Annotated in this window: 12 protein-coding genes; 6 read left to right on the top strand and 6 right to left on the bottom strand. The window is 62.2% G+C overall.

All coding sequences use genetic code 11. The annotated features are described in order from the left end of the window. Both VFV96_16730 and VFV96_16725 read right to left on the bottom strand, forming a co-directional pair. Positions 1–1,106: ATPase, T2SS/T4P/T4SS family (locus VFV96_16730; protein ID HEU5072051.1), on the bottom strand; the 1,106-nt coding region annotated here is incomplete at its 3' end. A 178-nt stretch (positions 1,107–1,284) separates the two neighbouring features. Continuing rightward, positions 1,285–4,008, bottom strand: a complete 2,724-nt coding sequence (locus VFV96_16725) for an MMPL family transporter (GenBank protein HEU5072050.1) — start codon at positions 4,006–4,008, stop codon at positions 1,285–1,287. A gap of 176 nt (positions 4,009–4,184) precedes the next feature. On the opposite strand from VFV96_16725, the gene VFV96_16720 reads away from it, so the two are divergent. After that, positions 4,185–4,355, top strand: a complete 171-nt coding sequence (locus VFV96_16720; GenBank protein ID HEU5072049.1) for a hypothetical protein — start codon at positions 4,185–4,187, stop codon at positions 4,353–4,355. A 253-nt stretch (positions 4,356–4,608) separates the two neighbouring features. Further along, positions 4,609–5,262, top strand: a complete 654-nt coding sequence (locus tag VFV96_16715) for a hypothetical protein (protein ID HEU5072048.1) — start codon at positions 4,609–4,611, stop codon at positions 5,260–5,262. A 12-nt stretch (positions 5,263–5,274) separates the two neighbouring features. Here the strand turns inward: VFV96_16715 and VFV96_16710 are convergent, their stop codons facing one another. The 3 genes from VFV96_16710 to VFV96_16700 all read right to left on the bottom strand — a co-directional run bounded on the left by VFV96_16710 (position 5,275) and on the right by VFV96_16700 (position 8,870). Next, positions 5,275–7,197 (bottom strand): M48 family metallopeptidase, encoded by a 1,923-nt coding sequence (locus tag VFV96_16710; GenBank protein HEU5072047.1) that lies wholly within the window; start codon positions 7,195–7,197, stop codon positions 5,275–5,277. Positions 7,198–7,297: 100 nt separating this feature from the next. Next, positions 7,298–7,897 carry a LemA family protein gene (locus tag VFV96_16705; protein HEU5072046.1) on the bottom strand — a complete coding sequence of 200 codons (600 nt, stop codon included), beginning with the start codon at positions 7,895–7,897 and terminating at the stop codon, positions 7,298–7,300. 94 nt (positions 7,898–7,991) lie between these two features. Beyond that, complete coding sequence (locus VFV96_16700) at positions 7,992–8,870, bottom strand: alpha/beta hydrolase (protein HEU5072045.1); 879 nt, start codon at positions 8,868–8,870, stop codon at positions 7,992–7,994. A 115-nt stretch (positions 8,871–8,985) separates the two neighbouring features. Between VFV96_16700 and VFV96_16695 the strand changes: the two genes are divergently transcribed. From VFV96_16695 to VFV96_16685, 3 genes are read left to right on the top strand one after another with little or no spacing between them, the layout of a single operon-like run. Next, positions 8,986–9,237: a DNA-directed RNA polymerase subunit omega gene (locus VFV96_16695; protein ID HEU5072044.1), complete on the top strand. Its 252-nt coding sequence runs from the start codon at positions 8,986–8,988 to the stop codon at positions 9,235–9,237. 59 nt (positions 9,238–9,296) lie between these two features. Further along, on the top strand, positions 9,297–9,752 hold the full coding sequence (gene smpB / locus VFV96_16690) for an SsrA-binding protein SmpB (protein ID HEU5072043.1): 456 nt from the start codon (positions 9,297–9,299) through the stop codon (positions 9,750–9,752). Continuing rightward, a complete protein-coding gene (locus VFV96_16685; protein ID HEU5072042.1) occupies positions 9,749–10,348 on the top strand; it encodes a dual specificity protein phosphatase family protein in 600 nt (199 codons plus the stop codon). The genes smpB and VFV96_16685 overlap by 4 nt, the downstream gene beginning before the upstream one ends. A 30-nt stretch (positions 10,349–10,378) precedes the next feature. On the opposite strand, the gene rpmB is transcribed toward VFV96_16685, so the two are convergent. Beyond that, positions 10,379–10,648, bottom strand: a complete 270-nt coding sequence (gene rpmB / locus VFV96_16680; protein ID HEU5072041.1) for a 50S ribosomal protein L28 — start codon at positions 10,646–10,648, stop codon at positions 10,379–10,381. 116 nt (positions 10,649–10,764) lie between these two features. Here rpmB and VFV96_16675 point away from each other — a divergent pair, with 116 nt between their 5' ends. Next, positions 10,765–11,979: a DUF1015 family protein gene (locus VFV96_16675; protein HEU5072040.1), complete on the top strand. Its 1,215-nt coding sequence runs from the start codon at positions 10,765–10,767 to the stop codon at positions 11,977–11,979. Positions 11,980–12,056: the final 77 nt, after the last annotated feature.

Below are 12,056 nucleotides of genomic sequence, written 5' to 3'. Positions count from 1 at the left end.
ACCTGATTGATGCCGGCCAGCTGATATTCGACCGGGTCCTCCACGGTGATGATCTTGCGGTCAGGCCGGTTGATGAAATGCAGACAGGAATAAAGCGTCGTGGTCTTGCCGGAACCGGTCGGCCCCGTAACCAGAATGATGCCGTCGGGCAGTCCGATGAGCCGCTCAAAGGTTTGCTGGTCGTCGGTGAAGAAACCCAGTTCGGCCAGCCCCAGCCGCAGACCTTCCTTGTCCAGAATACGCATGACGATGCTTTCGCCATGGTTCGTGGGCAGGCACGACACGCGCAAATCGATCGTCTTGTTGCCAATGTTCGTCTGGATGCGCCCGTCCTGCGGCACGCGGTGTTCCGCGATCGACATGTTCGACTGGATTTTCAGACGGGCAACGATGGCCGCCTGCAGCCGCTTCGGCGGGTTCTTCATCTCATGCAACACGCCGTCAATGCGGTAGCGCAGCCGGAATTTTTTCGACATCGGCTCCAAGTGGATGTCCGAGGCGCGCATTTTGAAGGCTTCGATGATGATCTGGTTGACGAGCTTGATGAGCGGCGCGTCGGCCTCCACTGTGGCCCCGTCTTCCATCGCCTCGGTGGGCGCGGCAAAACCCACGTCGGACTGCGTCAATTCCTGAATTGCCTTGTCCACGACGGAATCGCCGCCACCGCCGGCGCGGCCGCCGTAATAACGGGCCAGGGCATTCTCGATGTCCTCATCCGAGGCCACCTGCACCTGGACCTCCAGGTTGAGCACATGGTTGAGCGCATCAATCGTGGCGATGTCGGAGGGATCCGCCAGCGCGACGGTCAGGCTGTTGTCATGCCGGAAGACCGGGATGACCCGGTATTTGCGCGCCACATGCCGGGGCACGGCTGCAATGACGTCGTCTTGAATCGGGAGCTCGGCCAGATTGACCACTTCCGCGCCGAAATGAGCGGCCTTGGCCTGCGTGACATCCGCCGGGCGGATGACCTTGTTGGCGACCAGCAAATCCACGGCGCCGACCCCCGCTGAATGCGCCTCATTCCGGGCATTCGTCACCTGATCAGGGGTGACGAACCCGAGGTCCATCAGCATGTCCAACAAATAATCGTCTTTCTCAGCCACAAGCCACTTCCATGCGTTGCACGAACTTCTCGTGAGGTTGTGGCAGACTAACGGCGGGCCTCTTAATGTCAAACGCAGACATCCATGCACCACGCGCCGCCTGACATAAAACGCGTTGCCCGGAGCCCGGTTTGCGTTGCCGCCGCTTTCGTGACAACAAGCCAACGACGCTTGCGAATCATCCGCCGTGCTTGAGCCAGCCGTGGGCCAGCTTCCAGCCAGCGCGGTTGAGCAAAATGAGCAACGCCGGCAAGACGGTGACCGAAGCCAGCATGCACAACGCCGTCCCCAACGCCATCACCACTCCCAGGCTGGCGATGCCCGCATGCTGCGCGAGCATCAGGCTGCCAAATCCCGTCGCGGTGGTCAGCGCAGAGACCAGCACCGCCTTGCCCGTGCTCTTGCCCAAAATGGTCGGCGTCTTCTCCTCGATGAAGCGGTTGAGGATGTGAATGCCGTTGGCCACCCCGATGCCAATCAACAACGTCGGCGCGATGATGTTCGCCGGGTTGAACGGCAGATGGAACAACACCATGAACCCGCCCGTCCAGAGCACGCCCAGCACCACCGGGATCAAGGCGAGCACCACACAGGCGGCGTTTCGAAAGTGCACCAGCAGCATCAGGGCAATGACCACGACCGCGTCCACCGCGGCGATTTGAAAGTTGCGCTTGAGCTGCCGCGTCGTCTCGTAAAACCGCACGGGCGAGCCCGTGACCGCCGGATCAATCGTGCGCAGCTCGCGCACGAACGCCTGTTGCGCCTCGTGTTCCCAGACGTTCTTCCGTGGATAGATCTGCAGCAAGAACTTGCCGGTCCGCCCGACAAAGCGCGACCGCACGCCCGGCGGCAGGTTTTCCACCCGCAACGGCTCGCGATAATCCTGTTCCTGGAGCGCCGTGAGCGTGCTGTCCAGATCGCTGAACAGCGCCCGTTGGTAAAGAGTCATTTGCGCGGCGCTGCGGTCCGGCGGCATGCTTGCAATGGCGTCCCGCCAGCGGCCCACGGCTTCGCGCAGGCCGATCAACTGCTGCTTGAGCCGTTCGTCCATGTCCTGCCCCATGAACTGGAGTGCGCCCACCACGGCGCGGCCGAAATTCCGCAAGGTCTCGTCGAGCACGGCGGGATTGACGGGCGCTTCGTCCATGGGCGCAAAGTCGATTTCGTTGGCCACGGTGCTGATTTCTCGCACCAGCTCCTGCTTCCTCGTCTGGTTGCCGGCCAGAAACGGCGCCACAGAATCGACGTCGGCCACACTGGGCAGCGCGCGGATGCGCTTTTCGAGCGCCAGCGCTTCGGGCAACGAATTGGCGGTGACGGCGCAGGAGAGGATGGAATGCGAGGCGGATTTTTCGAGGCGCTGCTCCAGAATCACCGCCGGCAGCGCGGGGCTCTGCATGTGCAGCAAATTATAATCAAACGAGAGGCGGTATATCACGGTCAACGCCAGCACCGTGACCAGCCCGCCCGCGGCCAGCACGACCCGGGGACGCTTGAGCCAGACTTGTTCCAGTTGTTCACGGCGGCAATGCCAGGCGCGGCGGGCCGAGGGTGTCGCCCGTTCCCAGACCGGACAACGCCGCAACAACAACATCGCCGGCAGCAGGGTCATCATGGGCACCAGGCAGACGAGCAGTCCGCCACCGGAAATCAACCCCATCTCGCGAATGCCTTTGAAGCCGGTAAACATCATCGCCAGGAAGGCAGCAGCGGTGGTCAAGCCGCTGGTCAGGATGCCCGTGCCCGTGGCGACGAGCGCCTTGTGCATGGCCGCCCGCTCCGTGCGCCCCTCACGTAATTCCTCCTCAAAACGCGCAATCAAATGCACCCCGAAGTCGATGGCCATGCCAATCAGGATGGGCACGAAGGTGATGGTTAAAATGTTGAGCTGTCCCACTGTCAGCGTGGCGAACCCGAGCGTGTAACCAATGCCCACAATGAGACACGCGGTGGCCATCAGCGGCCGGCGGATCTGGTGGTAGCAATAGATGAAGGTCAACGCCACGATGACCAGCGCTACAAGGGAGGCGCGGGTGGTGTCCTTTTCCGCCTGCTCCATTTCGTCCAGCCGCAGCACCGGCTCGCCCGTGACGCCGGCGTTGACGCCAGGAACTTCCGCCCGCGTCGCGTCCACGAGCTGGCGCAGCCGCGCAATGGCCGCGTCCTGCAGCGGCTCTTCCAGCGCGGCGCACGTGATGATGTAAAAGCGCCCTCCCGCAAACTGGAGATAGCCGCCGGCCGCCGCGCCGTCGCTGCCGGCAAAGAGCGTGGTCACACCGGGCGATGGCGGCACGCCGGCGCGTTGCAGGCTCTCCGCCCCCTGCTCGACGATCCGGGTGAGCGCGGGCACGGCCTGCGCGAACAGATGGCCGTTGGTGCCGGCCTGCGCGGCGGCGCGCCACTGGGTTTCCACTTCCGTGAACAGCGAGTTCAGGTTCGTCACGTCGGAGAACCGGCGCACCAGGGGCTGGTAATTCCGGAGCGCCTTCAAAATTTCCGCCAGACGATCTTCCGACAACAGGAGCAGCGCCTTCGGCCCCATGGCGCGCACATCGCCCTTGTAGAAAATGTCGCAGAACAGGTTGGTCTCGGCCTCCAATCGCGCTGCGAGCCGCTCCACAAACTGCCGGTTCTTTTCGCGATCCTCGCTTTCGACCAGCGTGACGAGGTCCTCCTGCACGTGAAATTCCCGCTTCAGCTCCTGCCAGTGGCGCTGGTAGGCAACATCCGAGGAAACCAGGTCGTTCGTGTCGGTTTTGAACTTCAGACAGACGGCGGCATACCCGATGGCAAGGGCAAAGATCACCAGTTGGGGAAACACGAACCACCGGGGATGCCGCCAGATGGATTCCGCCAGGCGATGGAGAAATCGCTCGATCGGATGTGTGTTCAGCCCATGCATATCACGCCTTGCTGCCCGGCCCGGACCGCAGTTCCGCGGCACCCCCAGCCTCCAGCGAATCTCGCACCAACGGATTCACCCGCCAACCGCGCCGCCCCGCATGACCGGCCTGCAGACCGTCCGCGCCCGCGGCCGCGGCGTGGCACGGGTTGTGCGAATGAATTCGCAAGACTCGTATGAAATCGCGCTTTGCAAGCCAAGTTCAGAGTGAAGTGGACGCCTTCACGACCTCACTCGCCCCCATCAACCAGACGCAGGAAATCAAGTTCAGCGTGCGTGACCGCATTTGCTGCGTCAGTCTGCTGGCGACGGTGATGACGTTGTTGCGCATGTTGCTCGCCAAGTAATCCGTGCTCCGCCTGGACCTGCCCCAAGACGGGACATTCCCCTGCATGGGTGTCTCATCTTCGCCCGCCATTCCTTCCGTTCTTGCCATTGTTTTTCCGTCCTGAAAACGCCGGTCTGCCAATCTTGACGGTTGATCCAGCCTGGAACCTGCGGGCTGTCATCAAGGGTTTAGACAACCACCAACGGCCATTTTGCCACCTGTCCCAACTTTGGACTGCGGTTTGCTATGACTGCCCTGAGAAAGATTGATTTATGGGCTGCCATGCTACTGCCAATCCGGTCGTGCTCGCCCGCCGCGAGCAAATTGCCGATCTGCTCCGCCACCAGGCCTGGGCCGACGGGCAGTTGGAGCGCCTGCTGCGGCAGGTCGATTCGTATGTCACCATGGGCCGCAACGGCGGCATCGGACTGGCCTTCCTCCGGCAACGCGTGGCGGTGCTGGCGCAGGCCATGCACGCCGCCATCCGCGAATACGCCCAGGTGCGGGACGAGTTATTCCATCAGAGCGAAGAACCCATGGGCAGCTTCCAACCGCACGGAGTCGCCATCGCCCGCGGCCGAACCGGACGGCTTTTCGTTCACGAGTCGCACTCCGAACGGCCCGTCTGGACCTGGCAATTCATCAATCCCGCCGCCGGATGCGTGGCCATCAGTGGCAACGATTGGCGAGCACAGCAGGCCGTGGCCGAACAATGGACGCATCGCAGCATCCACACCGTGCTGTCCGTCCGGGCCATGGGGGAATGGCTCGCCATGGACGCGGCCCGACTGAACGAAGCACCGGGCATTCTGTCGCGCCTGCGTGAGCAGTTGCAGAACGCCACGCGTGATTTCTGGGAGCGTTTTTCCCTGGCTGAAACCATCAACTGCAACCGGCCGGACGCCGCACTTCACGCCCTCGTTTGACCGGCCTTGTTGTCACGGATGCGAAGGTTCGTTCAACTCGCTCACCGGCGGAATGGGGCAATCCAGCGTATCGGCCATCGCGCGCAGCAGTTCTGCTTCGCGCTCCTGAATTACGCCATCGGCCGCCACGGTTTGGGCGCAGGCGTGGAGGATGTTCTTCTTGATCTGCGGGGACGCCTGCGCAAGGCGGCTCAGGGCTTTGTCCACCTGATCCAGCCCGCAGTCCGCCTCCGCGAGCAATGTCAGCGGCTGCCGCGCAGCACTGGCGAGCGGTTCAGCCCCCCGCCGAAACGCGTCGGCTGCCTGGGCGGCATTGCCGGCGCCAACGTAGGCCAGCGCGGACAACAGCACCATCGCCTCGGATAGCAGCGGCTTCAGGGCATAAAACTGCACGACCGGCTTGCGCACCGCGGTGAAATGCGGCTCGAGGTGCCGCAGCACCATCTTCTGCAACACGTATTCGAACAAGTCCACCTGCTGATCATGTTCGATCACGGCCGTCAATGTGTCGCGGAACCGGCTGAACTGCGCCGGCGACATGAGACGCAACCCGGGCAGTGCCAGGTCTGCCAGCGGCAACCGCGCCCGTGCGGCCACGGGCATCACTTCCGGCCAGAGCTGGCGCGTCTCCCGCTCCAGCGCGGGAGAAACCCGTTGGGCGATGAGTTTTAACTGCGCCTCACGCGTTGCGGCATCCCCGCCCAGAATCAGTGCCAAGATGATCGCCTGCGCCGCCAGCGCGTCGCGCGCCGCTTGCTGCAATGTAAGTGGAATGGTATCGCGCAATGCCACGGCATGGTGCAAATGCGCCGGGGTCGGCTGCCCCAAAGTCGGAAAAATGGCGCCCGGCAGGACAATGATTGGCGGCAACCCGGCTCCCGCGCGTCCGCCAAGGATGGGAATCCCAGCCGGCCCAGCCGAGGGAATCGTTTGGCCTTCCGGCCCGGCCGCCGGCCTCTCCGGCTGCAGGCGAACCTGGGAAAAGTCGCCGTCGAAGGCCGGGTCAAGCAGCCGGATGCGCTCCGCCAACGGCGGATGGCTGGCGAACAGGCCCGCAAACGAAGCCGTGCCGTTGCTGAAAAACAAGTGGTTTGCCTCCAGCGCATGCGCGGAGGTCAGCTCGGAACCGTGTCCGAGCGCGCCGATTTTCTTCAGCGCCCCCGCCAGCCCCGCCGGATTGCGTGTAAACTGCACCGCCGAAGCGTCCGCCAGGAATTCACGCTGCCGGCTCACCGCGGACTGAATCAGTCGTCCGAAGAACACGCCCACCGCACCAATCACAATCAGGGCCAGCCCAAGCAGCGGAAGAGGGTTGCGGTCGCGGCTGGAACCGCTGCGCACGTAAAGAAGCACACGCCCCACAATGGCCAGGCACATGATGCCGAAGACCAGGCCGATCAGCCGGATGTTCAGCCGCATGTCGCCGTTGAGTATGTGGCTGAACTCGTGCGCGATGACGCCCTGCAGTTCGTCCCGGTTGAGTTGCCGGATGCAACCGCGCGTCACGCCGATCACGGCGTCGCTCGGCGAATAACCGGCGGCAAACGCGTTGATGCCCGGCTCGTGGTTCATCACGTAAACCTGCGGCACCGGCACGCCCGCCGCGATGGCCATCTCCTCCACCACGTTGAGCAGCTTGCGCTCATCGGCATCGATCGTGTTGGGATTCACGGGAGCGCCGTCGAGCATGGCCGCCACGGCGGCGCCGCCGCCGGAAAGTTCCGCCACTTTGGTCAGGCAGCCGACGCAGACCACGCCCACGGTGCCGAGCGAGACCCAGAGAAAGAGTTGCGGCTGCCAAAAATGGCCGCGCCCAAAAATCAGCGCGCAGACGAGATACACCGCCAGCACGAGCGCGGCGACCGCCAGCAGGAAATACACGACCAGCGCCTTGGTGTTGCGACGGGCCTTGTCTTGTCGCGCGAAAAAGTCCATGGCTGACGGAAGGTTGACGCTGCCGGAGAAACGTCACGCGGCCCACGACGCGGCCCGGCGAATTTTCCCGCAGGAAACTTTCCGGCGCGGGGCGACGAACTCAAAACTGAACCTTCGGCGCCTCCTTTTGCTCCGGCTGATCCACCACGAACAGCTCCGCTGCCGCGAAGTTGAACATGCCCGCAATGACGTTCGAGGGAAACACTTCGCGCTGCGTGTTGTAGGTCATGACCGAGTCGTTGTAAGCCTGACGGGCGAAGGCGACCTTGTTTTCGGTCGAGGTCAATTCCTCCATCAGCGCCATCATGTTGGTGTTGGCCTTGAGGTCCGGATACGCCTCCGCCACGGCGAACAACCGGCCCAACGTCCCCGCCAGCGCCGTCTCCGCGCCGGACAGTTCCTTGATGGCGCCGCCGTCGCCGGGATTGGCCGCCGCCCGGGCGTTCGCGGTCGAGGCGACATTACGCGCGGCAATCACCGCCTCGAGGGTGCCGCGCTCATGTTTAAGATAGCCCTTCGCCGTTTCGACCAGATTGGGAATCAAATCATACCGGCGTTTCAGTTGAACGTCGATCTGGGCGAAGGCATTTTTGAAACGATTGCGCAGCAGCACCAGCCGGTTGTAGCAGCTGATGAAGTAGGTGAGCACAAAGAACACCGGCACGACCAGCGCCACCACAACGATGAATAGTGTTTTCATAGGACCTCGTTGAATTCCGTCACATTGTCCGCCAATTTTCGCGCGCCCGTTCCGCGGCGCAATTACACTTGGCACCGGCCTTTATACGCCGGCCTCACTGCGCGAAGTGGTGTTGCTCCAGCCAGAACAGGCAGTCGCGCGTCCAGGGATGACGGCGGGCCGGGTTCCATTCGGAAGTTCCCAGCCCCATGCCGTGGCCGCCCTTTTCGTAAACGTGAAAGGCAAACGGCACGCCGTTCCGCCGCAACGCCTCCACAAACATCAGCGAGTTTTCCATCGGCACCGTCTTGTCCTCGTCCGTCGTCCAGACAAAACATGGCGGCGTGTTGCTGGTGACCTGCTGTTCGTTCGAAAGCGCCGTGACCAGTTCCGGGGACGGATGCGCCCCGAGCAAATTGTCCCTGGATCCCTGATGCGTGAATTTTTCCATCGTGATGACCGCGTAACACAGCACGCCCAAATCCGGCCGCGAACTGACGCGCTCGATCGGATCGGTCGCATTGGGATCGCCGGCGTCAAAATGCGTCAGCAGCGTGGACGCCAGATGGCCGCCCGCCGATGATCCCATGATGCCGATGCGATGCGGATCAACGTGCCACTCGGCAGCCCGCGCCCGCACCGTCCGCAACGCCCGCGCCGCGTCCTGCAACATGGCTGGATGATGATAGCCCGAAGAGCCAAGCCGGTATTTGAGCACAAAGGCCGTGATGCCCGCCTCGTTCAACCAGCGCGCGTAATCGACACCTTCATGAGGGGCCAGCATGCCGTAACCACCGCCGGGACACACCACCATCGCCGCCCCCGTGGCGTTCGTCGGGTTTGCCAGATAGACCGTCAGCGTGGGAATGTCCTTGTCCGCCGTCCCCAGCGCTCCTGGTGCGCCCTGCGCCCACAGCGGGAAGGAATCGGGCGATTGCGCGCACAGTGTGGCCAGCGAAGTCATTAAAACCGTCATGGCAAGAAAGCTTCTCATGCCCTGACTTTAGGCGATGAGCGGCAACATTCACGCAAAAATCCAAGGATTTTGGAGTTGCCAACGGGGTTTTCACCGTTACTTTCCCCCGCTCGCTCGCAAAGCGGGTCATACAATGAACGCAGAACTGCAAAAGAAGGCTCTGGAAAAGGTGGGTAACCCCAACACGTTGATCAACGTGGTGTCGCGCCGGGTGCGCCAGTTGAACGCCGGCAGCGGTGGCATCAGCCGGCCGCTCGTCGAAAACGCCTACTCGCTGGGGGCCGGAGACATTGCCCTGATGGAAATTTTGGAAGACAAAATCGGCTGGGAAATGCCGGAAACCGGGGCGCCCCACGAAGCCCCCAAGAAGCGTCGCAAGCGTTAAGCCGCGAATAAACTGGAATTTCCGACAGCCGGAAGGGCAACCTTCCGGCTGTTGCCATTATGGCCGACATCGTCACCAACTCCAAAGCCCGGCGCGATTACCACATCCTCGAAACCTTCGAGGCCGGCATCGTGCTCAAGGGCACCGAAGTGAAGTCGCTCCGCACCGGCAAAGGCCAGATTGCGGACGCCTTCGCGCGCGTGGACAACGACGAAGTCTGGCTCCACAACGCCCACATCGAGGAATACTCCCACGGCAACCTTCAGAACCACGCGCCCAAGGCCCCGCGCAAGCTGCTGCTGAACCGCGCGGAAATCCGGAAGCTCTTCGAACTCGCGTCCGTCAAGGGCAACGCCCTGTTCCCGCTGTCGTTTTACTGGAAAAACGGCCGCGTGAAAGTGGCGCTCGCGGTCGGCAAGGGCAAGGCACAGTTCGACAAGCGCGAGGATTTGAAGAAACGCGATTCAGACCGCGAAATGAAACGCGCCACGATGAAAGCGACAAAATCACGATGAAGCGCACGGGAAGCACTTTTGCGCTGTTGATTGCGCTGCTCCTCCTGGTTCGCAGCACAAGCGCTCAAGAATCAACCAACCGGCCTGCCAATTGGGCGACGCCTGTGACAGTGACCGGCATCAGCAATTGCTTCCAGATCACCACTAACCTCTATCGCGGCGCGCAACCAACGGCGGCAGGCATGAAACAGTTGAAAGCCATGGGCGTGAAGACCGTCATCAACCTCCGCTCGTTTCACTCCGACAAAGACGAGCTGACCGGGACTGGACTGAAAAGCATCCACTTTAAGGTAAAGCCTTGGCACGCGGAGGAGGAAGATGTCGTGAAATTCTTGAAAGCCGCGACGGACACGAACAATTGCCCGATCTTTGTCCATTGCCAACGCGGCGCCGACCGCACGGGCATGATGTGCGCCATGTATCGGATTACCGTCTGCGGGTGGACCAAAGCTCAGGCCTTGGACGAAATGGAGCACGGCGGATTTGATTTTAATCCCACCTGGCAAAACATCATTTCCTTCATTGAGAAAGCCGATATCGACAAGCTCAAGCGGGGTGCCGGCCTCGCGACGAAACAAAAAAGCGAGGCCAAGTGACCTCGCTTTCAAAAGTGTCTGGTAAGACCGTTACGCCTTCTTCGCCTCAACCTTCTTCCAGTTGCGCTTGGGCGCCTTCACGACGAGGCCCTTTTTGAGCGCGCTGGCCGCCACGCGGATGTAGCGGACTTCGCCGCTGGGCAGCAATGCCTTCACGCGCTGGAGGTTCGGGTAGAACTTGCGCTTGGTGATCGCGGTCACGTGCGTGCCGATACCGCCCAGCTTCTTCGCCTTACCCGAACGCCAGATGATGCTGCCCTTCATCGGGCGTTTGCCGGTGACTTTGCAAATGCGTGCCATAAAATTCCAAAATTAAAGGAGCGCAGAAAGTAGCAATGAAAAGGGTCGTGGCAAGACTTAATTCGGGCAAAAACTGCGTGATTTGCGACCCCCACCCGCCTATCTTCCGCGCCCTTATGGCAACCGTTAAGCCCTTTGCTGCCCTGCGTCCCAAGCCCGAACTGGCCAGCCGCATCTGCGAGCTGCCCTACGACGTCATGTCCTCCGAGGAGGCCCGTCAGATGGCCGCGGGCAACCCGCTCAGCTTCCTGCACGTCAGCAAACCGGAAATTGACCTGCCGCCCGGCACCGACCTGTATGCACCGGAGGTTTACGCCAAGGGGCAGGAGAATTTCCAGCAGCTCATCGCCGACGGCGCGCTGTATCAGGACCCGCAACCGAGCTTTTACCTCTACCGCCAGATCATGGGCCAACACAGCCAGGTCGGCCTCGTCGCCGCGGCCAGTTGCGACGAATACCTGCGCGGCGTCATCAAGAAGCACGAACTGACCCGCGTGGACAAGGAGGACGACCGCGTCCGTCACATCGAAACGTTGAACGCGCAAACCGGCCCGGTGTTCCTGACTTACCGCGCCGTGCCCGCGCTGGACGAACTCATCGCGCAAAAGATCACCGGGACGCCGGCCGTGGATTTCACCGGCAAGGACGGCGTGCGCCACACGTCGTGGGCCGTAACCGACGCCGCGAGCCTCAAGACGATTGAAGCGGAGTTTGCGAAGATTCCGCATCTCTACATCGCCGATGGTCATCACCGCAGCGCGGCGGCCGGACGCGTGTTCCAGGCGCGCAAAGGCGCGGGCCACAGCGGCACGTTCCTCACGGTGATTTTCCCGCACAACCAGATGCAGATCCTGCCCTACAACCGCGTGTTGAAGGATTTGAACGGTCTCAGCCCAAGCCAGTTGCTGGCCAAGCTGGAAGCCGTGTTCACGATCACCAGCGGGGGCAATCCGAAACCCGCGGCCAAGCATGACCTCAGCCTGTTCCTCGGCGGCCAGTGGCTTGGGCTCAAGTTCCGACCGCAACTCACGGCCACGAACGATCCCATCGAAGGCCTCGACGTAACGTTGCTGCAAAGGCACGTGCTCGCGCCGCTGTTCGGCATTGATAATCCGCGCACGAGCAAGCGCATCAACTTCGTGGGTGGCATCCGTGGCACGGCGGAACTGGAGAAGCTGGTGAACAGCGGCGAATATGCCTGCGCATTCAGCCTGTTCCCGACGAGCATCGAAGACCTGATGGCCATCGCCGACGCCGGCGGGATCATGCCGCCGAAGAGCACGTGGTTCGAGCCGAAGCTCCGGGACGCGATGTTCTGCCACCTGATTTGAGGCGCGGCCCGGCCGAACCGTGGCGGCGATTTGACTGGCCGCGCGCGGCTCCATGCGAAACGCGGTGAGATGAACTT

It is taken from the genome of Verrucomicrobiia bacterium (assembly GCA_035765895.1).
Lineage (GTDB): Bacteria > Verrucomicrobiota > Verrucomicrobiia > Limisphaerales > DSYF01 > DSYF01.
Note: the sequence above shows the minus strand (reverse complement) of the source record. Positions and strands in the feature narration are given on the sequence as shown.